The sequence below is a fragment of the Streptomyces sp. SD31 genome, assembly GCF_052068475.1.
GTDB lineage: Bacteria > Actinomycetota > Actinomycetes > Streptomycetales > Streptomycetaceae > Streptomyces.
In genome coordinates this window covers 361810-387401 of sequence record NZ_JBQHCX010000005.1, presented here as the reverse complement: position 1 = coordinate 387401, position 25592 = coordinate 361810, and the positions used below count along the sequence as shown (strand labels likewise).

At 71.2% G+C, this 25592-nt stretch carries 18 protein-coding genes; 16 read left to right on the top strand and 2 right to left on the bottom strand.

Annotated elements, in window-relative coordinates; genetic code table 11:
* Nucleotides 1-118: 118 nt before the first annotated feature.
* On the bottom strand, nt 119-814 hold the full coding sequence (locus ACTMVF_RS13675; RefSeq protein ID WP_441271253.1) for an SDR family NAD(P)-dependent oxidoreductase: 696 nt from the start codon (nt 812-814) through the stop codon (nt 119-121).
* A gap of 103 nt (nt 815-917) precedes the next feature.
* Here ACTMVF_RS13675 and ACTMVF_RS13670 point away from each other — a divergent pair, with 103 nt between their 5' ends.
* Entirely contained in the window at nt 918-1796 is an 879-nt protein-coding gene (locus ACTMVF_RS13670; protein WP_441271252.1) for a helix-turn-helix transcriptional regulator, read from the top strand.
* A 175-nt stretch (nt 1797-1971) separates the two neighbouring features.
* Here the strand turns inward: ACTMVF_RS13670 and abc-f are convergent, their stop codons facing one another.
* The gene (gene abc-f, locus ACTMVF_RS13665) at nt 1972-3624 is read right to left on the bottom strand and encodes a ribosomal protection-like ABC-F family protein (protein ID WP_441271251.1); all 1653 of its coding nucleotides are present in this window, start codon (nt 3622-3624) and stop codon (nt 1972-1974) included.
* Nucleotides 3625-4557: 933 nt separating this feature from the next.
* On the opposite strand from abc-f, the gene ACTMVF_RS13660 reads away from it, so the two are divergent.
* From ACTMVF_RS13660 to ACTMVF_RS13590, 15 genes are all read left to right on the top strand, one after another.
* Nucleotides 4558-6036 carry a sugar transferase gene (locus ACTMVF_RS13660; RefSeq protein ID WP_441271250.1) on the top strand — a complete coding sequence of 493 codons (1479 nt, stop codon included), beginning with the start codon at nt 4558-4560 and terminating at the stop codon, nt 6034-6036.
* 103 nt (nt 6037-6139) lie between these two features.
* Nucleotides 6140-7465: a nucleotide sugar dehydrogenase gene (locus tag ACTMVF_RS13655; RefSeq protein ID WP_441271249.1), complete on the top strand. Its 1326-nt coding sequence runs from the start codon at nt 6140-6142 to the stop codon at nt 7463-7465.
* Entirely contained in the window at nt 7455-8753 is a 1299-nt protein-coding gene (locus ACTMVF_RS13650; protein WP_441271248.1) for a glycosyltransferase family 4 protein, read from the top strand. The genes ACTMVF_RS13655 and ACTMVF_RS13650 overlap by 11 nt, the downstream gene beginning before the upstream one ends.
* On the top strand, nt 8750-10120 hold the full coding sequence (locus ACTMVF_RS13645) for a Wzz/FepE/Etk N-terminal domain-containing protein (RefSeq protein ID WP_441271247.1): 1371 nt from the start codon (nt 8750-8752) through the stop codon (nt 10118-10120). Before ACTMVF_RS13650 ends, ACTMVF_RS13645 begins: the two co-directional genes overlap by 4 nt.
* Nucleotides 10117-11685, top strand: a complete 1569-nt coding sequence (locus ACTMVF_RS13640) for a Wzz/FepE/Etk N-terminal domain-containing protein (RefSeq protein WP_441271246.1) — start codon at nt 10117-10119, stop codon at nt 11683-11685. The genes ACTMVF_RS13645 and ACTMVF_RS13640 overlap by 4 nt, the downstream gene beginning before the upstream one ends.
* 3 nt (nt 11686-11688) lie before the next feature.
* Nucleotides 11689-13623: an asparagine synthase (glutamine-hydrolyzing) gene (gene asnB / locus ACTMVF_RS13635; RefSeq protein WP_441271245.1), complete on the top strand. Its 1935-nt coding sequence runs from the start codon at nt 11689-11691 to the stop codon at nt 13621-13623.
* A gap of 17 nt (nt 13624-13640) precedes the next feature.
* Complete coding sequence (locus ACTMVF_RS13630; protein ID WP_441271244.1) at nt 13641-15836, top strand: bi-domain-containing oxidoreductase; 2196 nt, start codon at nt 13641-13643, stop codon at nt 15834-15836.
* Nucleotides 15833-17776 (top strand): alginate lyase family protein, encoded by a 1944-nt coding sequence (locus ACTMVF_RS13625; protein WP_441271243.1) that lies wholly within the window; start codon nt 15833-15835, stop codon nt 17774-17776. The genes ACTMVF_RS13630 and ACTMVF_RS13625 overlap by 4 nt, the downstream gene beginning before the upstream one ends.
* Before the next feature lie 23 nt (nt 17777-17799).
* Nucleotides 17800-19329, top strand: coding sequence for a right-handed parallel beta-helix repeat-containing protein (locus ACTMVF_RS13620; RefSeq protein WP_441271362.1), 1530 nt, complete (start codon nt 17800-17802; stop codon nt 19327-19329).
* 1 nt (nt 19330) lies between these two features.
* Entirely contained in the window at nt 19331-20650 is a 1320-nt protein-coding gene (locus ACTMVF_RS13615) for an O-antigen ligase domain-containing protein (protein ID WP_441271242.1), read from the top strand.
* 2 nt (nt 20651-20652) lie between these two features.
* Complete coding sequence (locus ACTMVF_RS13610; protein ID WP_441271241.1) at nt 20653-21864, top strand: glycosyltransferase; 1212 nt, start codon at nt 20653-20655, stop codon at nt 21862-21864.
* Complete coding sequence (locus ACTMVF_RS13605) at nt 21861-23096, top strand: class I SAM-dependent methyltransferase (RefSeq protein WP_441271240.1); 1236 nt, start codon at nt 21861-21863, stop codon at nt 23094-23096. Before ACTMVF_RS13610 ends, ACTMVF_RS13605 begins: the two co-directional genes overlap by 4 nt.
* An 11-nt stretch (nt 23097-23107) precedes the next feature.
* A complete protein-coding gene (locus ACTMVF_RS13600) occupies nt 23108-23902 on the top strand; it encodes a sugar phosphate nucleotidyltransferase (protein ID WP_441271239.1) in 795 nt (264 codons plus the stop codon).
* Complete coding sequence (locus tag ACTMVF_RS13595) at nt 23899-24546, top strand: PIG-L deacetylase family protein (protein ID WP_441271238.1); 648 nt, start codon at nt 23899-23901, stop codon at nt 24544-24546. The genes ACTMVF_RS13600 and ACTMVF_RS13595 overlap by 4 nt, the downstream gene beginning before the upstream one ends.
* 3 nt (nt 24547-24549) lie before the next feature.
* Nucleotides 24550-25575, top strand: coding sequence for an NAD-dependent epimerase/dehydratase family protein (locus ACTMVF_RS13590; protein WP_441271237.1), 1026 nt, complete (start codon nt 24550-24552; stop codon nt 25573-25575).
* The last annotated feature ends 17 nt before the right edge of the window (nt 25576-25592 follow it).

Below are 25592 nucleotides of genomic sequence, written 5' to 3'. Positions count from 1 at the left end.
CCCCAGCACATCCGGGGCCGGGGGGTGGCCCCTGAGCGGCCGGATCGCGGCCGACTGCCTCGCAGCCGCACTCCGGCCGCCCTCGTCCGTGCCGGGCACGCCCCCACTCAGAGGCGGATCACCAGGCCATCTCACCGTGACGGTCGCGGAAGGTTCCGGTCGGTCCGTCCGCCCCGAGGGTGGCGAGTTCGACGATCGCGTCGGTTCCCTCGGTCACTGTCTGCGGGCCGCTGTGCCCGTTGAAGTCGGTCGCGGTGTAGCCCGGGTCGGCCGCGTTCACCTTCACGTCCGGCCAGGACTTCGCGTACTGCGTGGTCAGCATGGTCACGGCGGCCTTCGAAGCCGTGTAGAGCGGCGCGATGGCCCGCCCCTCGACGCGTCCGGCGTCGTGGGTGGCCGCGAACGACCCCATGCCGCTGGACACATTGACGATGACCGGGTTCGCGGACTTGCGCAGCAGAGGCAGGAACGCGTGCGTCACCCGGACGATCCCCACGACATTGACGTCGAAGACTGCGCTCGCGTCAGCGGCCGTGATCTGGTCGGCGGGGCTATGCGTCCCGAAGACGCCGGCGTTGTTGATCAGGACGTCGATGCCGCCCTCGCGAGCCTCGATGTCGGCGGCGGCCGCAGCCACCGACGCGTCATCCGTCACATCGATCTGGACGAAACGGGCACCGAGTGCGTCGGCGGCCGCCTGGCCGCGCTCTGGATCACGAGCACCGACGACGACGGTGTGGCCGGCTTCGATCAAGCGGCGGGCGGTCTCGTAACCGAGGGACTTGTTGGCTCCGGTGATGAAGGTTGTTGTCATGCGTTTCACTCTCGGCCCGTGACGAGAGGACAACCAGTGCCCTCTGCGACGGTAGGACTGCCAGTACCAGGCACAACGGCTGCACGGCGGACACAATGGCCGAGTGGACGAGACCCTTGGCACGGCATTGCGCCGCTGGCGCGACCGGCTTTCTCCCCGCGACGTCGGGCGGACCTCGCGGCCCGGACGACGTGCGGTGGGATTGCGCCGCGAGGAGCTGGCCGAACTCGCGGGGCTGTCGGTCGACTACGTGGTGCGGCTGGAACAGGGCCGCGCCACGAGCCCTTCGGCGCAGGTCGTCGCAAGCCTGGCCAGGGCACTGCAACTGCAGCCCATGGAACGCGATCACGCCTACCGGCTGGCCGGCCTCCTCCCTCCCCAGGAGGGGACGATCTCCACGCATGTTCCGGCGGGGGTCCAACGGATGCTGGCTCGCCTCGGCGAGTTCCCCGTGGGCGTGTTCAGTGCCGACTGGACCTTGCTGTCCTGGACTCCGGCTTGGGTGGTGCTGCTGGGCGACCCCAGCGCGCGGACACCTGTCGAGCGGAACCTGGTGCGCTCGGTCTTCGCCACAGGGCCCTCAGGGCTCGCGGCCTGGCCCGTGATCCAGGACGGCGACGCCCTCGGCCCCGCCCTCGTCGCCGATCTGCGCACGGCTCTCGCCAACTACCCCCGTGACCGCGGCCTGACCAACCTTGTCGAGGAACTGCGGTCCACCAGTGCGGAGTTCACTCGGCTGTGGGACGAGGGTGCGGTCGGACCGCACGTCTCGGCCCGCAAGACCATCGTGCACCCCCAGGTCGGCGAGGTGATCTGCGACTGCGACGTGCTCACCGTCCCGGGCTGCGACGTCCGACTCGTCGTCTACACGGTGGCCGCGGGTTCCGCCGATGCGGAAAAGCTGGAGTTCCTGCGGGTCACGAACGGCGTCCGTGCCGACGGCCCCTCGCCGCCGGGGCCCGGCTTGTTCTCCACGCCGTAACCATCGAGCCGGCCGGATCCCGTCCAGCCGCCTGTCCAGACGCAAAACGCTGCCTGGGATGCGTGGGAATGCGGGCCCGGGCATGGCTCCATCGCTTCAGCGGGTTTCCGGCTGTTGGGCAGGTGGGGGCGGGGCGTGGGCGAGGGCCGTTCGCGGAGGACGAGGATCCGAGGGGTCAGCGCCTGCGGCCGGCGTGCAGCTCCAGCCGCTCTCCTTCGAAGCGGGCGCGGAAGTCGCGGTCGTGCGACACCGCGACCACCGCTCCTGGGTACGTGGCGAGCGCCGCCTGAAGGTCCTCGACCAGGTCGAGCGCGATGTGGTTGGTCGGCTCGTCGAGGACGAGGAGGTCCGCGGGCCGGGTCACCAGGCGGGCGATCTGCAGACGACGCTGCTGGCCCGCCGACAGGGCGGCGACCGGGACGTGCAGGTCCTGCTCGCGGAACAGGCCCAGTGCCAGGAGCTGTTCGGCGTACTCGTCCGGCAGTCCGGGCCGCCCGGCAGCGAACGCGGCGAGCAGCGGGAGCCGCGTGGAGTGCGCGGGCAGCTCCTGGGCGAGGTAGCCGATCCGGGCGGGGCGGCGTGCCGTGCCGGCGTCCGGCTCCAGGTCGCCCGCCAGGACGCGCAGGAGCGTCGTCTTGCCCGCGCCGTTCTCGCCCGTGACCAGCAACCGCTGTCCGGGAGCGATCGCAAGGAGCCCGTCCAGACGCAGCCGCTCGCCGACCCGTATGCCGTCGAACTCGGCGAGGGGGCCCTGGGCGGGGCCGTCTGCCGCCGACAGCGCGGTGGTGAAGCGAAGTGGTGCCGGCGGCTCGGCCACCGGGTTGCGCCGCAGCTGGGCGAGGCGCTCCCGGACGGAGCGCACCTGCCCGCCGAGCTTCGCCTCGCTGGACCGGCGGTGCTTGCCGAAACCCTGCTTCGGGTCGCGGCCGGTGGTGGCAAGCCGCCTGACTGCGGCCTCGAGCAGTTCCTCCATGCGGGCCACCTCCTCGGCCCAGTCCGCGTACCGCTGCTCGGCACCGCGCCGGGCGGCGGCCTTCGCGGCGCGGTAGCCGGCCCAGCCGTCGCCGTACCGGAGCACCGTGCGCGTGTCCCGGTCGACCTCGAGGATGGTGGTGGCGACGCGTTCCAGGAAGCCGCGGTCGTGGGTGACCGCGACGACGGTGCCGCGGTGTGCGCGCAGGTGCTCCTCCAGCCAGTGCACGGCCGCCGCATCGAGGTGGTTCGTCGGTTCGTCGAGGAGCAGCAGTTCGGGGTCGGCGGCCAGGACGCAGGCGAGCGCGAGCCGCGACTGCTCGCCGCCGGACAGCGAGCCGAGCAGGCGGGCGCGGGTGATCCGGGCGAGCCCGAGCCCGTGCATCGCGGCATCCACACGGGCGTCCGCCTCGTATCCGCCGCGTTCCTCGTATGCGGTCAGCAGGTCGCCGTACGCGGCGAGTTCCTCTTCCGCCGCCTCGCCGAGGGACTCCTCCGCCTTCCGCAACCGGTACTCCATGTCGCGCAGTTCGGCGAGGGCGAGGTCGACGGCGTCCTGCACTGTGCGGTTCGCGCCAAGGTCGAGGGTCTGGGCCAGGTGGCCGGTGCCGCCGGGGAAGCTGACGGTGATCTCCCCGGTGTCCGGCGTCTCAGCAGCGGCGACCAGCCGCAGCAGGGTGGACTTGCCGGAGCCGTTCTCGCCGATGACGGCGGCCTTCTCGCCCGGACGGACGGTGAGGCAGACCTGGTCCAGGACGGTCCGGGTGCCGTAGGACTTGGTGACGTCCTTGACGGACAGCTGCGCCACGGCAGCGGGGGCGACGGTGGGCACGGCGGTATGGGCGCGGTCGCGCATATGGCTTCCCTGGGCATACGAAGGGTCTACGGGCAGCGGAAACGGCGGCATCGGCCGTGCCGTGACTCAGACGAAGAAGAGGAAAGCCATGCCCTCACCATAACAAGACGAACCGTCTCGCCTCAATTCAGATCCGGGCGGACCGGCTCGCTGTGTGTCCTGAGTCCCTGGAACGCGAAACTCGCCGACCACCTGATCCGACATGGACTGCGCTACGGCACGTCCGACGGACGGGAACGTTCACGTCGTCGACGTTCATGTGCCCCAGCCGGCCGTCACCTTGTCGACGTCTCGGACGCGAACAGCGCCACGTACACCTTCCGTGCCCGCCGGAAGAGCCTCGGCTCCTGGGCGACCATCGCCGCGAATGCGCTCGCCCGCCGCACCTGGCGGCCTGACGCCTCATCCGCGAGCGTCAGATGACCGTCACGGTTTCAGGTCCGGCTTGCTCCCGGCGCACGAACACCAGGCTGGATCCAGCCCCAAAGCTTGAACACAAATTACACACATCCCCTCTACACACTGGGCCCCGATGGTCTAGATTGACCGTGCTTCAGCTGTTCGGATCACGAAGCGGACAGTGATGATCTATAGGTCCGGCGCTACGGAAAACCAGCAATCGCGTCCCCGGCGCCAGACGTGGGGGTGATCAATTCTTGGAGCCCGAGACGGGGCCTTGGGTGCGGGGAGCATCCGGGAGCATCCGAGGTTTCGACGGGATCCCGCGCACCTTGAGAATTCGGCAGGACATGCGAATCCGCTGCCGCCAGGGTGAGTTGTTCAAGTAGCGCTGAATAGCCGGGATGTCATGCGCGGGGGACGGGGGCCTCCCGAGGGGAGGAACAGCACGGCGCGGGGGGCGGGGGTGCCTCCCGAGGGGAGAAACAGTGTTAGGCGAACACGCGTCGAACCACTGGTGACCTGGGGGGTCCTGTGCAGCAGGGGGAATTAGTCGACCCGTTTCCGTCAGCGCGCGGGCGTCTGGCGAACGGGGCGATCAGCCGGCCCGCGATCGACTGGGAGCAGCGCTACCGCCGTACCGTGATCATGAGCGATACCGTGGCCACCGCCTTCGTGGTGGCGGCGATCGGCAACTTCTTCGGGGCCCGGGACGCGGCCAACTGGCACGAGAAATGGGGAATTCTCGCATTCGGCACCGAATTGCTGGTGCTGGGGGCGCTCGCGGTGGGCCGGGCGTGGGCTCCGGCCGTGCTCGGCCAGGGGGCCGAGGAATTCCGGCGGCTCGGACGCTCACTGTTCGCGGCGACCGTCGTACTGGCGCTCGGCGGGATCGCCCTCACCTCGCGCAACATCAAGCTCTGGATCTTCGTCGCGATCCCCGCGATCGCCCTGGTCACCATGACCGCGCGGTATCTGCTCCGCCTTGGGCTGCACAAACAGCGCAAGGAAGGGCGGTGCCTGAGACCGGTGCTCGCCGCCGGGAGCCCGGACACCGTGCGCGACCTGATCAACCGAACCCGCAAGTTCCCGCACCTCGGCTGGCGCGTGGATGCGGTGTGCACCACGGACGGACTCGGGCTCGACGGTGACCATCTGGACGGGGTGCCGGTCGTCGGGCAACTGGAGGACGTCGCCAAGCACGTCCGCCACGACGGCTACCGTGTCGTCGCGGTCACCCCGGACCCGCACTGGTCACCGGACCGGCTGCAGCGGCTGGCCTGGAACCTCGAAGGCAGCGACGCGGAGATGGTCGTGGCCCCGGTGCTGATGGAGGTGGCCGGCCCGCGGCTGCACGTCGACGCGGTGCTCGGGATCCCGCTGCTGCGGGTCAGCATGCCGACCTTCACCGGGGGCCGCCGGGCGGTCAAAGGGGTCGTCGACCGGGTAGGCGCAACGTTTCTGCTGATGCTGTTCGCGCCGCTGATGGTGTTCGTCGCGCTGCTCGTGATGGTGGACAGCCGGGGCGGGGCGTTCTACCGCCAGCGCAGGGTCGGCAAGGACGGCCGCGAGTTCACCATCCTCAAGTTCCGCACCATGGTCGCCGGAGCCCACGGGACGCGCGCCGAACTCGCCGACCGCAACGAGGGCGCGGGCCTGCTGTTCAAGCTCCGCCGGGACCCGCGGGTGACCCGGGTCGGAGCAGTGCTGCGCCGGTACTCGATCGACGAACTCCCGCAGCTTTTCAACGTACTCACCGGATCGATGTCGCTCGTCGGTCCGCGGCCTCCACTGCCGGAGGAGTCCGCCGCCTACGGCCCGGACATCCGGCGGCGGCTGCTGGTCAAGCCCGGCCTCACCGGCCTGTGGCAGATCAGCGGACGCAGCGACCTGCCGTGGGAGGAGGCGGTCCGCCTCGACCTGCGGTACGTGGAGGACTGGTCGCTCGCCCTGGACGCGGTGATCTTGTGGAAGACACTGCGTGCGGTGATCCATGGCCAAGGGGCCTATTGATGCGCGGGGGCCGTCGTCCGGCCGGAGCGCGGACCGCAGGCCACGAGGGCCTGTCTGGGGGGACCGCAGGCCACATGGGCCTGCCTGGGGGGAGGAACGCGTCATGAGAGTCAGCGTTTTCGGGCTCGGCTACGTGGGCTGCGTGTCGGCCGCGTGCCTGGCCAGCATGGGGCACGAGGTCATCGGGGTGGACGTGAACCAGGTGAAGGTCGACCTGGTCAACAGCGGCTTGGCCCCGGTGGTCGAGGAGCGCATCGGCGAGCTCATCGCCGAGGTCGTGCGGACCGGAGCGTTACGCGCCACCGGCGACGTCCGCGAGGCGATCGAGGGCAGCGAGGTGTCGCTGGTCTGCGTGGGCACGCCGTCGGAGCCCAACGGCAGCCTGTGCACCACGTACTTGGAGCGGGTCACCGAGGAGATCGGCGCCGTGCTGGCCGAGGGGGCCAAGCAGGGGGGACGGCACACCGTCGTGTTCCGCAGCACCATGCTCCCGGGCACCTGCCTGAACCTGCTGGTACCGATCTTGGAGAAGTACGTCGGCGGCACGGCCGGGGTGGACATCGGGGTCGCGGTCAACCCGGAGTTCCTGCGCGAGGGCACGAGCGTGCGGGACTTCTTCGACCCGCCCAAGACCGTCATCGGCGAGCTCGACCCGGCAAGCGGCGACGCGGTGATGGCGCTCTACGACGGCCTGCCCGGCGAGGTGTTCCGGGTGCCGGTCCCGACGGCCGAGGCGATCAAGTACGCGGACAACGCGTTCCACGGCCTCAAGATCGGCTTCGCGAACGAGCTGGGCGCGGTGTGCCAGGCGCTCGGGGTGGACTCGCACCAGGTGATGGACGTGTTCCTGGCCGACCGCAAGCTGAACATCAGCCCCGCCTACCTGCGGCCCGGCTTCGCCTTCGGCGGTTCCTGCCTGCCCAAGGACCTGCGCAGCCTGGTCCACGCGGCGCAGCGGGCCGACGTCTCGGTGCCCATCCTCGCCCACGTGCTGCCCTCCAACGCCGACCATCTGCAGCGCGCGGTGGAGCTGGTCGAGCGCACCGGCAAGCGCCGGGTGGGAATGTTCGGGCTGTCCTTCAAACCCGGCACCGACGACCTCCGCGAGAGCCCCCTCGTCGAGCTGGCGGAGAGGCTCCACGGCAAGGGTTACGACCTGCGGATCCACGACGCCAACGTGAGCCTCTCCCGGCTGATCGGCGCGAACCGCGAGTACATCGAGACCCGGCTGCCGCACCTCGCGCAGTTGCTCGCGGACTCCGTCGACGAGGTGCTCGAACACGCCGAGGTGTGCCTGGTCGGGACCAGGGACCCGGCCGTCCTTTCGGCGCTGCCCCATGGCGGCGGCCCGGTGATAGTCGACCTCATCCGCCTTCCCGACGCCGAGGCGCGCCGGACCGAACCGGGGTACATGGGCCTTGCTTGGTGACACGTCTTTCAGTGACACAGCCGGCGGTGACGGCTCGGGCCGGCGCGCGCTGATCCTGGTGGAGAACCTGTCGGTGCCGTTCGACCGGCGGGTGTGGCAGGAGTGCACGACGCTGCGCGACGCGGGCTGGGAGGTGCACGTCATCTGCCCCCGGGGGGAGAAGCGGGACACGGAGCCGGAGGCGGTGATCGACGGGGTGCGGATCCACCGCTACCCGTTGCGCGCGGCCACCGGAGGACCGGCCGGCTACCTGCGGGAGTACGGATCGGCGCTGTGGCACACGGCCCGGCTGGCCCGCAAGGTCGGCCCGGTCGACGTGGTCCACGCCTGCAACCCGCCCGACCTGCTGTTCCTGCCCGCGCTGTGGCTGAAGCGGCGCGGTGCGCGGTTCGTCTTCGACCAGCACGACCTGGTGCCCGAGCTGTACCTCTCCCGGTTCGACCGCGGCGAGGATCTGCTCTACCGCGCCGTGTGCGCACTGGAACGGCGTACCTACCGGGCCGCGGACGTCGTACTCGCCACGAACGAGAGCTACCGGGACGTCGCGGTGCGCCGTGGCGGTCGGCGGCCGGAGGACGTCTTCGTGGTGCGCAGCGCGCCCGCGATCGAGCGGTTCCAACCGGTGCCGGCCGAGCCGGAGTTGAAGCACGGCAGGCCTCATCTGCTGTGCTACCTCGGCGTCATGGGCCCTCAGGACGGCGTCGACTACGCCTTGCGGGCCCTCGCGAAGCTGCGCGACGAGGTCGGGCGGACCGACTGGCACGCGGTGTTCGTCGGCGCCGGCGACGCCTTCGACGCGATGGTGGAGCTGTCCAGGCGGCTCGGGCTCTCCGAACAGGTGCAGTTCACCGGGCGCATCCCGGACGCCGACCTGGTGCGCTACCTGTCCACCGCGGACGTGTGCCTCTCCCCCGACCCGCGCAATCCGCTCAACGACGTGTCGACCATGAACAAGGTCCTGGAGTACATGGCGATGGGCCGGCCGATCGTCTCGTTCGACCTCAAGGAGGCGCGCGTCTCCGCAGGTGACGCCGCCGTGTACGCGCCGGCCAACGACGAGGCCCGATTCGCCGAGCTCATCGCGGTGTTGCTGGACGATCCGGAGAAGCGGGCCCGGATGGGCAAGATCGGCCAGGAGCGGATCAGCGGGCAGCTTTCCTGGCGGAACTCGCAGGTGTCGCTGCTCGCCGCCTATGCCGCCGCGTGCCGCGACCGCACTCCGGTGTCGGTGGGCGACCCGGTCCGCACGGTCCGCACGGTCCGCACAGGGAAGAGGCCGCGCCGTTGAGCGATGACACGATCCGCCTCGTCACGATCGGGCGGATTCTCCGTCGGCGGTGGCGGCTGCTCGCCGTCCTCGCCGTGGTGGGCGCACTTGTCGGCTACGGCACCTCGGTGGTGGTGTTCCCGCCGCGTTACACGGCGTCGGCGTCGGTGCTGCTGCCGGGACAGTGGGAGGAGCGCGAGCTGCTGACGCAGGCGGAGATCGCGACCAGTTCGACGGTGGTCGACCGCGTGGCCGACAAGCTCGGCTGGACGGACGTCAGCGGCACCGAGCTGCGGGAGCGAGTCACCGCCAAGGCCGCCGACGGGAACATCGTCAAGATCTCGGGTACGGCCGACACCCCGGAGCGCGCGCAGCGGCTCTCCGACCAAGTGGCCCAGCAGTTCGTCGTATTCGCCGCGCGGATCGCGGGCGGTGGCCCCGACTCCGAAGCGGCCACGGGGCCCGAGGCGCTGCGGAAGAAGGTCGAGGAGACCAACCGCCGCATCACCGACCTGGCCAATGCGGCCGATCCGGGACAGACCGTGGAGAGCGTGCAGGCCCGTACCGCGCTCGAGAAGCTGCGCACCTCGCTGGAAGAGGCCATGACCAAGCTGGACCAGGCCGACCCGGCGACCAGCATGGCCGGCATGGTCGTCATGGGGCCGGCGGCCCGGCCGACCGGCGAAGCGCCGCCGACGAGGATGCAGCTCATCGTCGCCGGGGCGCTGCTGTTCTTCCTGCTCGCGGTCATCGGCCATCTCGTCGCCGCACGGATGAACCGTCGGCTGCGCACCGAACCGGAGATCGCCGCGGCGCTGGGTTCGGCGCTGCTCGGCACTGTCGACGTGCCCGAGGACCGGCGCGTGCACCAGGCGGAGGGCGGGGGGCCACGGGCCCGGATCCGCCGACTCCTCGGCATCGACACCCGGTGGGACATACCGACCCCGCAGAGGTGGGGCGACGAGGCCGGCAGGCGGCTCCGCCACCAGCGGGTGTGCGCCCGCCTGCGGGACCAACTGCCCGCCCACCGACGGCTATTGGCCGTCGTACCGGACGGCGACGAGATCGCCCGCCAGGCCGCCCAACAGCTCGTCGCCGAGGCCGGGAGCGATCCGCTGCTGCGGGTGGTGGAGGTTTCGGTGGACCGGCCGATGGTGCCGGACCGCGACACCGAGTCCGGTGCCCTGGTCGTCCTCAGCACGGGCAGCTGGACCGCGGAGGAGCTCGCCGGCATCGCCGAGGCGTGTGTGGACGGCGGGCACGAGATCGTCGGCATCGTCGTCGCCGACACCGTCCGGGACCGTCCGACGCGGTCTGCCGGCCCCGCACCGGACGACGCCACTGCGGCGCTCGCGGTTCGCGGCCACGCGACAGGAGGTTCCGTGTGACGACGAGCAGAACTTCGGAGTCGTCGGCCGCCGCTCCGCTCCTCGACCTGCAGGCGCTGGTGGTGTCGGTGCGCAGGCGCCGCCGCCTCTGGTGCGCCATGGCGCTCCTCGGCCTGCTGGTCGGCGCGGCGGTGGCGGTCCTGATGCCGCCGCCGCCGAGCGCGGTGACCAAGGTGCTGGTCGCGCACAAGGAGGACCAGCCGAACGACACCGGAACACTGATCCGTACCGATGTGGAGCTGCTGCAGACCACACGGATCGCCGACAAGGCACTACAGGCCCTCAAGTCCCCTGAAAACCCTGAAGACTTCATGCGGGACTACCGGGGTACCGGCCTGACCAACAACCTGCTGCAGATCGATGTGACCGGTGGCAGCGACGCGGAAGCGGTGGCCCGGGCCAAAGCGCTGGCCGACGCGTTCGTCGCGGACCATGTGCGGCGGATGCAGGAAACCGCGAAGGCCGAGGCCAAGGCCCTGCTCGACCAGCGTGACCGCATGCGGGACGAGCTCGCCCAGGTCAACAAGGACATCGGAGACCGATCGCCGGAGACGGAGAGCGACCCGAAAGCGTCGGCGAGCATTGAGTCGCTCTTCGCCCGCCGGGCCGAACTCACCTCGCGGATCGCCGATTTCGACCAGCGCGCCGCGGAGGCGCGCACCGGCACACCCGAGGTCGTCGCCGGCACGCAGATCGTGGACGCCCCGCGCGCGGTGCGCCACTCCCTGCCCAAGGCCGCGGTCACCCACTCCGCGATCGGGCTCGTCCTCGGGCTCGTCCTCGGGCTCGCGCTGGCCGCGGTCGGCACGGTGGTGGCGGACCGCCCCGTGTTGCGCCGGGACATCGCGGCGAACCTGGGCGCCTCGGTCATCGCGGAGCTGCGCCGCACGTCCTTGCGGTCGCGCGGGCCGTGGCAGCGCCGACGGACCCGGGCGGCACGCGAACGGCTCACCACGACCCTTGCCCGCACGGTGCGCGGCTCCGCGGAACCGGTGTCGCTGCTGGAACTCGGCTGTGCGCGCAGCACGAGCGTGATCGCCCTGGACGTCGCCGCGGCACTGGCGCCGGAGGGCCCGGTGGTCGTCGTCGACGGTCTGCCCGGCCCGCGGCTCGCGCGCCGCCGCCCGAAGCCGGGAGACCCGACCGTGATCAGCGGCGAGCGTGCCACGGCCATGCCGCATCAGGAGCGCCGGCTCGGCGTCGGCTCGGTGGCGCCCGGCACGGCGTGGACCGACCTCCAGTACCTCGGCACCCGGACCGTGCTCGTCGTGCGCGCCGGGCACGGCAGCGCCGCATGGCTGCACACCGTGGCGCGGCAGCTCGCGGACCAGCACATTCCGGTGCTCGGTGTGGTGCTGATCGACCCCGATCCGCGTGACCGGACCGACGGCACGCTGTGGGACGGGCTGCACACCGCGCTGCGCGGCCGGAGCGAGCGGACGGCCCAGCAGAACGGTGGGGGTACCTCCCACGCCGTTCAGGCAGTGGGGGAGGGACTGCGGCGTACGGAACAGCAGCCGGCGTGGGCCGCACGGGTCCCGGACAACGACCAGGAGGCGCGGTAGGACATGTGTGGCATCGCAGGTACTTACCGATGGCCGGACGGGAAGCTGGTGACCGACCGGCTCACCGAAACCCTCGCGCATCGCGGTCCCGACGGGGCGGGCCGGTACGGCCACCCCGTCGGTGACGGCGAAGTGCAGCTCGGGCACCGCCGACTGGCCATCATCGACCTGTCCGAGACCGGCGCCCAGCCGATGGTCTCGGACGGCCTCGCCCTCACGTACAACGGCGAGTTGTACAACGCGCCCGAGCTGCGTGCCGAGCTGGCAGCCGCCGGGGTGCGCTTCCGCGGTACCTCCGACACCGAGGTGCTCCTTGAGGCCTGGCGGCGCTGGGGCACGGACTGCCTGCCCCGGCTGCGCGGCATGTTCGCGTTCGCGGTCTTCGACGAGCGCACCGGTGAACTGGTGCTGGCCCGGGACCAGTTGGGCATCAAGCCGCTGTTCCTGCTCCGGCGCGGCGAGGGCCTGGTGTTCGCCTCCGAGCTGAAGGCGCTCGCCGCCGCGACCGGCGGGTCGCTGGAGGTGGACCATGCGGCGCTGGTGGCCTCGCTGCTGTACTACTGGGTGCCGGATTCACGGTGCGCGTTCCGTGAGGCGGAGAAGCTGCCGCCGGGGAGCTGGCTGCGCTGCCGGCCCGACGGCCGGGTGGAGCGCGGCCGGTTCTGGAACCTGAAGGACGTCGCCGCCGAGGGCCGGGAGCGGGCCCGGGCCGGTGAGCAGCCGGACCTGGCCGCCATCGTCGAGGAGTCGACTCGGCAACACCTGCTCTCCGACGTACCCGTGGCGACCTTCCTGTCCGGCGGGCTCGACTCCAGCTACCTGACCGCGCTGGCCGCCCGCCACCGACCCGGGATCTCCGCCTACACGATCGGATTCCGCGCCGAGGACGCCAAGTTCGAGGCGATGCCGGACGACCTGCGCTATGCCCGGCAGGTGGCCGAGCGGTTCGGCGTCGACCTGCACGAGATCGAGATCGCCCCGAACGTGCTCGACCTGCTGCCGCGGATGACGTACCACCTGGACGAGCCGATCGGCGACCCCGCCGCGATCAACACGTTCCTGATCTGCTCGGCCGCCCGGGAGGCCGGGGTCAAGGTGATGCTCTCCGGGATGGGCGCCGACGAGCTGTTCGCCGGGTACCGCAAGCACCTGGCCAACCTGCTCGCCCTGCGCTACCAGCGCGTCCCGCGGCCCCTGCGGCGCGGCGTGTCCGCGGCCGTGGACCGGCTGCCGGTCGCCACGGCCCGCCGGGGGTACCGGTCGGTGCGCTTCGCGAAGCGGTTCCTCTCCTTCGCCGGTCTGCCGGAGGAGACCGCGTTCCGGCGCAGCTACACCATGTACGACCAGGAGGAGCTCCTCGCCCTGCTCGATCCGGACCTGGCCGGGACGGTCGACGACGTGCTGACCGAGCATGCGGACGTCTACCAGGACAACGACCTCGACGACTTCGTCAACCGCATGTGCCTGACCGACGCGCGGATGTTCCTGCCGGGCCTGAACCTCACCTACACGGACCGCTCCAGCATGGCCGCGTCGACCGAGGTGCGGGTGCCGTACGTGGACGTCGAAGTGGTCAAGGCGGCGTTCGCCGTGCCCGGCGAACGCAAGATCGTCGGACGGCAGGGCAAGGCAGTCCTGAAGGAGGCGGCCACCTCGGTCCTGCCCCGGGAGATCGTCTACCGGCCCAAGGGGCTGTTCAGCGCCCCGCTGCGCGCCTGGATGAGCCGGGATCTGGCGCCGCTGGTGCGCGAGGTGGTCAACGACGGCGAGCTGGTCCGTTCCGGGTTCCTGCGCCGCGACGCGCTGGCGCGGATGGTGGCCGAGGACGCCGCCGGGCAGCGGGACTTCTCCAAGCATCTGTGGCATGTGCTGACCCTCGAGTACTGGTATCGCGACGCGACCTCTGGGTCCGGCCAGAGCACTCGGTTAACGGCTTAGGAATCAGAGGAGTTCGGGTGAAGCAGGTTGTACAGAACTACAAGAGCGGCGAGCTGGCGGTGCTCGACGTGCCGGTGCCGGGGTGCAAGCCGGGCGGTGTGCTGGTCCGCAGCGCCTACTCGCTGATCTCCACCGGGACCGAGCTCATGAAGGTGTCCGAGGCCGGCATGTCGATGCTGGGCAAGGCCCGCTCCCGCCCCGACCAGGTGGCCAAGGTCATGCAGAGCGTGGCCACCAACGGGGTGCCCGCCACCTACCGCAAGGTGATGGGGAAGCTGGACTCCTACACGCCGCTGGGCTACTCGCTGTGCGGGGTGGTCGAGCAGGTCGGCGCCGGCATCGACGACGTGAAGGTCGGCGACCTCGTGGCCTGCGCCGGCAACGAGCACGCGCTGCACGCCGAGCTGAACTGGGTGCCGAAGAACCTCTACGCCCCGGTGCCGGACGGCCTCGCGCCGCGGCACGCGGCCTTCGGCACCGTCGGGTCGATCGCGTTGCAGGGCGTCCGCCAGGGTGAGCCGCAGCTGGGCGAGGTGGCGCTGGTCATCGGCCTGGGGCTGATCGGGCAGCTGGTGGTGCAGCTCCTCGCGGCCGCGGGAGTCCGTGTCATCGGGGCCGACCCCGACCCGGTGCGCTGCGAGTTGGCGGAGCGCCTTGGCGCGGCGGCCTGCGGCGATCCCTCGTCCGCGGCCGTGGAGACCGCCGTCGCCGAACTCACCGGCGGCCACGGCGTGGACCAGGTGTATCTGGCCGCAGGCGGCGGCAGCAACCAGCCCGTCGAGCTGGCCGCCCGGCTCTGCCGGGACCGCGGCCGGGTCGTCGACATCGGCAAGTGCCGTCTGGACCTGCCGTGGAACGCGTACTACGAGAAGGAACTCGACGTCCGGTTCTCCCGGTCGTACGGCCCCGGGCGCTATGACCCGGAGTACGAGCTGGAGGGGCGCGACTACCCGATCGGCTATGTGCGCTGGACCGAGCGCCGCAACCTGGCGTGCTTCCTCGATCTCGTCGCCCGTGGCAGCGTCGACGTGGAGCCTCTGGTCTCCCACATCGCCGACTTCGACGACGCCGTCGAGACGTACCAGCGCCTGAAGGACGGCGAGTTGAAGGCCGTGGCCGTGCTGTTCCGGTACCCCCAACCGGAGGGGGAAGCGGAGGAAGCAGCGGCCCCGGCGGTGGTCGTGCCCGCGGTGAACGTGAAGCGGGCTCCGGCCCGGGCCGCCAGGACGCCGGTGCGCCTCGCGTTCGTCGGTGCGGGTAACTACGCGACGTCGATGCTGCTGCCGCACCTGGCACAGCGCGACGGCGTCGAGCTGTCGACCGTCGTCACCACGACGGCGCTGTCCGCGGCCAACGCACAGCGGAAGTTCGGCTTCTCCGAGGCGACCACCGACCTCGACGCCGTACTCGGCGACAAGTCCATCGACGCGGTGTTCGTCGTCACCCGGCACAGCTCGCACGCCGAACTGACCCGGAAGGCACTGCTGGCCGGCAAGACGGTGTTCGTGGAGAAGCCCTTGGCGCTCACCGAGGAAGAGCTGGCCGGTGTGCTCGCGGCGGTGGAGGAGTCCGGCAACGATCGGTTGCAGGTCGGCTTCAACCGCCGGTTCGCTCCGCTGCTGCGGGAGGCCAAGCAGCGGTTCGGCGTCCGGACCGGCCCGGCGAACCTGCGCTACCTGGTCAACGCGGGCCGACTGCAGCACGGCAGCTGGTACCTCCAACAAGGCACCGAGGGCTCGCGGTTCGCCGGCGAGGGCGGGCACTTCATCGACACGGCGAGCTGGCTGCTCGACGCCGACCCGGTCTCGGTCTACGCGGTCGCCCCGTCCGGCAACGAGGACCTCCAGGTCGTACTGCGCTACCCGGACGGGTCCACCGCCACCATCAGCTACGTCACCACCGGCCCGAGCAGCTTCCCCAAGGAGACGCTGGACCTGGTCGCGGACGGCCGTGCGCTGCGGCTCGACGACTTCGTCCGTGCCTCGCTGTATTCGGACGGCAGGGCCGACCGTAAGCGGTGGGTCAGTTCGCGGCTTCCCAAGGCCCGGGACAAGGGCCAGAACGCCGAACTGGCCGCGTTCATCAGGGCCGTGCGGTCCGGCGGGCCGATGCCGGTGCCGCTGGAGTCGCTGGTCGCCACCACGACGGCCACCCTCGCCGTGCAGACCGGCCTGGCGGCCGGTGCTCCGGTGACGTTGGCGGGGGCGCGATGACGATGAGCGCGGGCTGGTACCTGCGGCGGCTGTCCCGGATGGGACCGCAGGAGGTCGCGGGCCGGGTGGGCGACGCGGTGCGCAGGCGGCGGTGGCGGTCGGCGCGGCCCAACTGCCCGAGCGTGACCGGCGCCCGGTTCACCGCGGCACTGCCCGCCGGGACGATCGCCGCTGTACCTCCGGACGCCGCGAAACGTCTCATCGCCGAGGCGGACCGGCTGATGTACGGGCACGCCGAGTACTTCGGGGTGGTCCGTGACGACCTGGCCGACCCGGACTGGTGGTACGACCCGAAGACCGGGCGCCGGGCTCCGGCGGGCTACGCCTTCGACGTGCCGTACCGGAACGAGGACGCGGTCGGGGACATCAAGCAGATCTGGGAGCTGTCCCGGCATCAGTACCTCACCCAGCTCGCCGCCGCCTACGCGATCACCGGAAACGAGCGGTACGCCGAGCGCGTGGCCGAGCACCTGCGGTCGTGGTGGGCGGCCAACCCACCGCTGCGCGGCGTGCACTGGATCAGCGGCATCGAGCTGGGCATCCGGCTGCTGTCCTGGGTGTGGATCCGCCGGCTGCTCGACGGCTGGCCGGGCGCGCCGGGGCTGTTCGAGGGCAACCCGGTGGCGCTGAAGCAGATCTGGCACCACCAGCGCTGGCTGGCCGCCTTCCCCAGCCGGGGGTCCTCGGCGAACAACCACGTCATCGCCGAGGCCGCCGGGCAGTTCGCAGCGGCCTGCGCATTCGGCTGGTTTCCCTCCTCGGAGCGTTGGCGGGCCGACGCGCTGCGCTCGCTGGAGCGGCATCTGCGCGGCAACACCTTCGGCTCCGGCCTCAACCGCGAGCTGGCCACCGAGTATCACGGCCTGGTGCTGGAGCTCGGCCTGGCCGCGCTGGCCGAGGCGGACGCCGCCGACGTGCCGGTCCCCGCGTCCGTCCGGCTGGTACTGCTGCGGATGACCGACGCGCTCGCGGCCATCGTGGACAGCCGGTTACGGCCCCCGCGCCAGGGGGACGCGGACGACGGTCACGGTCTGATCGTGGACGGCGCGGGCACCGACCGCTGGGCCTCCCTGTTGGCCACCGGGGACGCCGTGTTCGGCCGGCTCACGTGGTGGCCGACGGTGACCGGCACCGATGTGCGCAGCCCGTTGCTGGCCGCGCTCATCAAGCCCACCGAACCGGCCGCGACCCGCCCGGCAAACCGACCGGCTCATTTCGCCGACGCGGGGCTCACCATCCTGCGCGGTCCGGGAGAGATCTGGTGCCGCTGCGACGGCGGTCCGCACGGCTTCCTGTCCATCGCCGCGCACGCCCACGCGGACGCGCTGTCCGTGGAGGTCCGGCACGACGGGGTCGACGTGCTCGCCGACCCGGGGACGTACTGCTACCACGGGCAGCCCGAGTGGCGGCAGTACTTCCGGTCGACCCTCGGCCACAACACCCTTCAGCTGGACGGCGGTGACCAGTCCGTCTCCGGCGGCCCGTTCCTGTGGATCCGGCAAGCGCGCAGCCGGGTCCTGGCCGTGGACACCTCCGACGAGGGGGTGGCCCGCTGGTGCGCCGAACACGACGGCTACCAGGGCTCCGTGCACCGCCGCCGGGTGGAGCTGACGGCCGCGAGCCAGGAGCTGAAGGTGGTCGACGAGGTGCGCGGTCCGCGCCGGGCGGTGCGGCTGGCGTTCCACCTCGGCCCGGCGATCGCCGCGGATCTGGCGGACAACCGGGCCGTGCTCACCTGGACCCGGGACGGCGAGGACCGCTCCGCGGTGCTCGACCTGCCCGGGCAGCTGAACTGGCGGGCGCATCGCGGCGAGACGGACCCGCCGCTGGGCTGGTACTCCGCCGGATTCGGGCGCAAGGAACCCACCACCACGCTGGTCGGCACCGGCTTCGCCGACGGCGCGGAGGGCTTCACCACCGTGCTCAGGTTCCACGGCTAGGGGCGCGCGTGGGGATCAAGCGCCTGGGGATCAGGAGGCGGCACTGGGCGTTGGCGGCGGCACCGCTGGCGCTGGCCCTGCTGGCGGCGACCGGCTGTGAGAGCACGAGCACGTCGGACGCCGGGGCCAAGCCGACCGCCGCGCCGTCGTCCACGCCCGTGGCCCGGGTGTGCGCCAAGCCCGCGGCCGGGCCGGCGAAGGCGCCGGCGGGCGCGGTGACCGTCGACCCCTCGGTGGTCGGTGACCTGGCGGCGAAGACCAAGAGCAACCCCCCGAACACCACGTTCTGGCTTCGACCGGGCAAGCACAGGCTCGACCCGGACCGCTACGCCCAGGTCATCCCCAAGGAGGGGAACCGCTACCTCGGTGCGCCGGGCGCGGTGTTCGACGGCCGGAAGAAGAACCAATACGCGTTCGGCGGCAGTGCCCGCGACGTCACCATCCGCCACCTGACCGTGCAGGGTTTCGTCGCGCCGCCGGACGAGGGGGTGGTCAACCATGACTCGGCCGACGGGTGGGTGATCGAGCACGCGACGATCCAGGACAACTCCGGTGCCGGGCTGATGGCCGGTGCCCGCCAGCGGGTCCGCGCGAGCTGTCTGCGCGGCAACGGCCAGTACGGCATGAACGCTTACAAGGCCGACGGCCGTATCAGCGGCCTGGTGGTCGAGGGCAACGAGATCGTGGGCAACAACACCGACGACTGGGAGCGGCGGCGGGAGGGGTGCGGCTGCACCGGGGGCATCAAGTTCTGGGCCGTCGACGGCGCCGACGTGCGCGGCAACTGGGTGCACGACAACCGGGGAACAGGGTTGTGGGCGGACACCAACAACAACGACTTCCGCATCGAGAACAACGTGCTCGAGGCCAACGACGGTGCCGCCCTGATCTATGAGACCAGCTACAACGCGGTCATCCGGAACAACACGATCCGGCGGAACAACTGGGTCGAGGGCCGCAGGCAAGCCGGCCGCGGCGACAACTTCCCGTACGCGACGGTCTACCTGTCCGAGTCCGGCGGCGAACCACGGATCAAGGCCCGCACCGACAAGATCGAGATCTACCGGAACGTGCTGGAGAACAACTGGTCCGGGATCACCCTGTGGGAGAACGCCGACCGGTTCTGCAACAGCCCGGCCAACACCTCGTCCGGCGACTGCACCTTGCTGGTGAAGAACACCGACCGCTGTGCGCAGCCGGCGATCGCCACCGCACCGCTCTACGCCGACTGCCGGTGGAAGACCCAGCGGGTGGACATCCACGACAACCGTTTCGTGCTGGACAAGTCCGTCGTCAAGTGCACGGCGAAGTGCGACCGCATGGCGGTGCTGGCCAACTACGGCACCTACCCGGACTGGTCGCCGTACCAGGGCGAGAAGGTGGCTGAGGCGATCACCCGCAAGCAGGACAACCGCTGGCACGACAACGCCTACGTCGGACCGTGGAAGTTCGTCGCCCACGACCCGAGCCGGGTGCTCACCTTCGGGAAGTGGCAGGGCACGCCGTACCAGCAGGACGCGGGCAGCACCTTCCGCACACGGGCCGGTGGTTGAGATGGGCGCAGACCTGCGGCGCAGTGGGCAGTCGGGCGGACCGGACACGGCGGGCACGCAGCCCGGCGCCGAACCGCGTCCTGACGGCACATCTGACGGCACACCGAAGATCGTCGGGATCGTCTGGGGGCTGCTGGTCCTCAACACGCTCGGCTCCGCCGGGGCGAAGACCATCGTCCCGCTGCCCCGCTCCCTCATCCAGATGGTCACCATGGGCGCGCTGGTGGCCGCGTTCACGCTGGCGCTCGCCGTCAATCTCCGGCTGCGCATCCGGGCCAGCGCCTTCCTGTTCCTGCTGACCCTGCTGCTGGTGCCGAGCCTGATCTCCAGCGTGAGCCTGGAGTCCGGGTTCGGCGCGCTGTTCCGCTGCACCCGGCTGGCTCTCTTCGTCGGCACGCTGTGGCTGCTCAGCCGCTGGTGGAACGGCGGCCTGACGTTCGTCCGGCACCACATCCGGATGTACTTCGCGGTGCTCGGGACGGTGGCCGCCGGCCTGGCCATCTCACCGGGCGCGGCCCTCCCCGAGCTCTACGGCGGACGCCTGGTCGGCGCGTTGTGGCCGCTCACCCCGCCGCAGATCGGACAGTACGCCGCGGTAATCATCGGGCTCACCGTGCTGCTCGTCCTGGGCCGCCGGACCGACAGGGCCGGCGCGGCGGTGGTCATCGTGCCGTCACTCGTCCTGCTCGCGCTGACCCATACCCGTACGGCCACGCTCGGCCTGTTCATCGGGCTGACGTTGGCGATCGGCTCACTCATCCTCACGAGCGCCGCCGCCCGCCGGTTCTTCACCTGGGCGGTACTGTGCGCCGCCGTGGCCGCGGTGGGGTTCGCCTCCGCGCTGCAGGCGTGGTTCCTGCGCGGACAGAGCAAGGAGAACTTCTCCAACCTCACCGGCCGGGCCAAGGTCTGGGACGCCCTGCTGGCAGCGCCCCGCACGACCGCGGAGAAGGTGTTCGGCGTGGGCCTGGGCGACAAGTCGTTCGGCGGTCTGCCGATCGACAACAGCTGGCTGGCGGTCTACCAGGAACAGGGTCTGATCGGCGTCGCCTTGGTGGCGGCGGTCATCATCGTCCTTGGCGGCGTCGCGTTGCTGCGGCCACCGTCGCTGCAGAGGGCCTGCGCGATCTTCCTGATCAGCTACTGCGCGATCGCGTCGTACACCGAGGCCGGTCTCGGCGACGCCTCGCCGTATCTGCTGCATCTGGCCCTGGCCGCCTCGCTGTTGGCGACACCTGCCGAGGCTGCCACGCCCCTCGCCACAACCCACGCCCCGCAACGGCACATCCCGCGCTGGGCCCGGAGATCGGAGGCGACCTGAGCATGCATGTCCTCGTGGTGCACAACCGCTACGCCTCGGCGCAGCCGAGCGGCGAGAACAAGGTCGTCGACCAGGAGGTGGAGCTGCTGCGCGCGGCCGGCCACCGGGTCGAGGTGTTCGAGCGGCGCAGCGACGACATCGCCGCCCGGTCCCTGCTCGGCAAGGTCGCGGTGCCGCTGCTGGTGCCGTGGAACCCTTCGGTCCGCACGGAACTCGCCGCCCGGCTCCGCACCGAGCGGCCGGACATCGTCCACGTCCACAACGTCTTCCCGCTCCTGTCGCCCGCGGTGCTGGCCGCCTGCGCCGACGCCGGCGTGCCCGCCGTCGCCACGCTGCACAACTACACGCAGGTCTGCCCGCCCGGCACGCTGCAGCGGGACGGCCGCCCGTGCACCGAGTGCGTCGGGTCGGCGGCACCGCTGCCCGCCGTCCGGCACGGCTGCTACCGGAACTCCCGCCTCGCGACGGTGCCGCTCGCGGTCAGCCTGTCGGTCAACCGGCGGCGGTGGTGGTCCGGCGTGGAGCGGTTCTTCTGCATCTCGGCGGCGCAGCGCGACGTCCTGGTACGGGCCGGCATGCCGCCCGAGCGGCTGGCGGTGAAGCACAACTTCGTGCCCGACCCGGACGACCGCCGAGCAGGCACCGGCGAGCATCTGCTCTATCTCGGCCGGCTCGCGGAGGCCAAGGGCGTACGGCTGCTCATGGCCGCGTGGGACGAGATCTCAGCGAGCGGCGGAGTGGGCGTACCGCTCGTGATCGCCGGCACGGGGCCGCTGGAGCGAGAGGTGACCGCCTGGGCGGCGGGCCGGGACGACGTGCGCTACGTCGGCCTGTACGACACGGCGGAATGCCGGAAGGCCATCGCGCGCTCGGTCGCCGTGGTGGCTCCCTCGACATGGCTGGAGGCGTTCGGGCTAGTGGTCGTGGAGGCGATGGCGGCCGGGGTCCCGGTGGTCGCCGCCGGTCACGGCGCCTTCGTCGAGCTCGTCGAGGACGGGGTGACCGGGTTGCTGCACCGGCCGGGCGAGTCCGCCTCGCTCGCGTCCTGCATACGCCGGATCGCGGCCGAGCCGGACCGCAACCAGGAGATGGGCCAGGCGGCCCGGCGCCGTTACGAGCAGGGTTTCAGCCCGGCCGTCGGCCTAGAGCGCCTGGTGGAGGAGTACCGCACCGCGATCGCGGGACGGACGAAATCAATGGGGGGCAGTAGATGACACGATGCCGACTCTGCGGCTCGGCGGCGCTGGCGAGCGTCGTCGATCTGGGGGCGACCCCGCCGTGTGAGAGCTTTCTCGCGGCGGACCGACTCGACCAACCGGAGCCCGCGTATCCGCTGCACCTGCGGGTCTGCACCGACTGCTGGCTGGCGCAGATCCCGCCGCTGATCACGCCGGAGGAGACGTTCAAGGAGTACGCGTACTTCTCCTCGTACTCGACCTCCTGGGTGGAGCATGCGCGGACGTTCGTCGCCGACGCCGTGCAGCGCCTCGCTCTCCGCCCCGACGCCTTCGTGGTCGAGGTCGCGAGCAACGACGGGTACCTGTTGCGGCACGTGGTGGACCGGGGGATCCGCTGCCTCGGCATCGAGCCGTCGGTGAACGTCGGCGCCGCGGCGCGGGACGCCGGCGTGCCCACGCTCACGGAGTTCCTGAGCCCCGAGACCGGCTCGGCCGTCCGCGCCGAACACGGCCCGGCGGACCTGGTCGTGGCGAACAACGTGTATGCGCACATCCCCGACGTGGTCGGCTTCTCCCAGGGGCTGCGCGCCCTGGTCGCCGACGACGGCTGGGTCTCCGTCGAGGTGCAGCACCTGCTCACCCTGATCGAGGAGAACCAGTACGACACGATCTACCACGAGCACTTCCAGTACTACACGGTCGCGTCCGCGATCCGGGCGCTTGCGAGCGGCGGACTCGCGCTCGTGGACGTCGAGGTGCTGCCCACGCACGGCGGCTCCATCCGGCTGTGGGCCCGGCCGACCGAGGTCGCGGGCGAGCCGAGCCGGCGGGTGGCCGACGTCCTGGCCCGGGAGAAGGCCGCCGGGCTGCAGGAGCTGTCCGGGTACACCGAGTTCTCCGCCCGGGTGGCCAAGGTGCGCCGGGACCTCCTGAAGTTCCTCATCGAGGCGGCCGAGCGCGGCGAGACGGTCGTCGGCTACGGCGCCCCGGGCAAGGGCAACACCCTGCTCAACCACTGCGGCATCCGGCCCGACCTGCTCCCGTACACGGTCGACCGCAACCCCTACAAGCACGGCAGGTTCACCCCGGGCACCCGCATCCCGATCCTGCCGCCCGAGCAGATAGCCGCCGACAAACCGGACTACGTCCTCGTCCTCCCGTGGAACCTGCGGGCCGAGCTGGTCGAGCAGCTGTCCTTCGTCCACGACTGGGGCGGCCGGCTGGTCTTTCCCATCCCGGAACTGAGCATCGTCGAGGTCGCGTCTTGAAAGGGCACAGCATGAAGGTCGTACTGTTCTGCGGCGGTTACGGGATGCGGATGCGCAACGGAACCTCCGACGACGTGCCCAAGCCGATGGCGATGGTCGGCCCGAGACCGCTGATCTGGCACGTCATGCGCTACTACGCGCACTTCGGGCACACGGAGTTCATCCTGTGCCTCGGGTACGGGGCCCATCACATCAAGGACTTCTTCCTCAACTACGAGGAGACGACGTCCAACGACTTCGTGCTGCGAGGCGGGCGGACCGAGTTGCTGTCCACCGACATCTCGGACTGGACGATCACGTTCGCGCAGACCGGCGTCGAGTCGCCGATCGGGGAGCGGTTGCGCCGGGTGCGGCACCATCTGGACGGCGACGAGATGTTCCTCGCCAACTACGCCGACGTGCTCACCGACGCCCCGCTGCCGGAGATGATCGACCGGTTCGCGCAGCGCGACGCCGGGGCGTCGATGATGGTGGTGCCGCCGCAGTCGTCGTTCCACTGCGTGGAGTTGGGCGAGGACGGGCTGGTGGGGGGCATCACCGCGGTGAGCGAACTGCCGCTGTGGGAGAACGGCGGCTACTTCGTGCTCCGCCAGGAGGTCTTCGACCACATACCGGAGAACGGGGACCTGGTCGCCGACGGATGCGCCCAACTGGCCAAGCGGGGCCGACTGGTGGCGCACCGGCACCGCGGCTTCTGGAAGCCGACCGACACCGTGAAGGAGCGGGCCGCGCTCGACGCCGCCTACGCCCGGGGCGACCGCCCGTGGGCCGTGTGGGAGCGGGACAGCGCCGGGGTGAGCGCGTGATCCGGCTCGGGGCCGGGCACCCGGACCGGATCGTCGCGGTGGGCGCGCACTGCGACGACATCGCCATCGGCGCCGGCGGCACGCTGCTGACGCTGTGCCGTGCGCGGCCAGGTCTCCGTGTCGACGCGCTGGTGCTCTCCGGCGGTGGCAGCGAACGGGAGCAGGAGGAGCAGGCCGCGCTCGCCGCTTTCTGCCCGGGCGCCGACCTGCGGCTGACCGTGCACAAGCTGCCGGACGGCCGTATGCCCGTGCACTGGGAAGAGGCCAAGGCCGCGGTCGAGGAGCTGCGCGCGCAGACCGACCCGGATCTGATCCTGGCCCCGCGCACCGATGACGCGCATCAGGACCACCGCGGCCTGGCGCAGCTGATACCCACCGCGTTCCGCGACCACCTGGTCCTCGGCTACGAGATCGTCAAGTGGGACGGCGATCTCGGCCGTATGGCGGCGTACCAGCCACTGTCGCAGGAGATCGCCGAACAGAAGGTGCGGCTGCTGCAGGAGCACTATCCCTCGCAGCGGCACCGGCCCTGGTACGACCGGGAGGCCTTCCTGGGTCTCGCGCGCATCCGCGGCATCGAATGCCACGAGCGCTACGCCGAGGCGTTCGCCGTCACCAAACTCACGCTCAACCTGGGGGGTTGAACCATGCGCGTACTTCTGACCGGACACCAGGGATACCTGGGCACCGTCATGGCCCCGGTCCTTGCCGCCGCCGGGCACGAGGTCGTCGGCCTCGACGCCGGCCTGTTCGCCGATTGTGTGCTGGGCCCGACGCCCGCGGACCCGCAGGGGCACCGGGTGGACCTGCGCGACATCACGGCCGAACACGTGGCCGGGGTCGACGCCGTGATCCACCTGGCCGCGCTCTCCAACGACCCGCTGGGCTCGCTGGCGCCGGAACTCACCTACGACATCAACCACCACGCGTCCGTACGCCTCGCCCGGCTGGCGCGCGACGCCGGAGTGCGGCGCTTCCTGTACGCGTCGACCTGCTCCGTCTACGGCGCCGCCGGCGGCGACGACCTGGTGGGCGAGGACGCCCCGCTGCGCCCGGTGACGCCGTACGCGGAGTCCAAGGTGCGGGTGGAGGACGACCTGCACGCCCTGGCCGACGGCGACTTCACGCCGGTGTTCATGCGCAACGCCACCGCCTTCGGCTACTCGCCCCGGCTGCGCGCCGACATCGTGCTGAACAACCTGGTCGGCCACGCGCTTCTGTCCGGCGAGGTCCTGGTGCTCTCCGACGGCACTCCCTGGCGCCCGCTGGTGCACGCCGCCGACATCGCACGTGCCTTCACGGCCGCGCTGACCGCGCCGCGCGAAGCGGTGCACGACCGGGCGTTCAACATCGGCAGCGAGGTCAACAACGTCACGGTCGCCGAGATCGCCGGGCAGGTCGCCGAGGCGGTGGCCGGCTCCAAGGTGGTGATCACCGGGGAGACCGGTGCCGATCCGCGGTCGTACCGGGTGGACTTCTCCCGGTTCCGCGCCGCCGTGCCCGGCTTCGACTGCGAGTGGACGGTGAAGCAGGGCGCGCTCGAACTCGCCGACTTCTACCGGAAGTTCGGGCTGACCAAGGACGACTTCGAGCGGCGCTTCACCCGCCTTGCCGTGCTGCGCGCGGCGTCCGACGCCGGCACCGTCGACGACACCCTGCGGTGGCGCGGATGACCGCGGTCGGCGAGCAG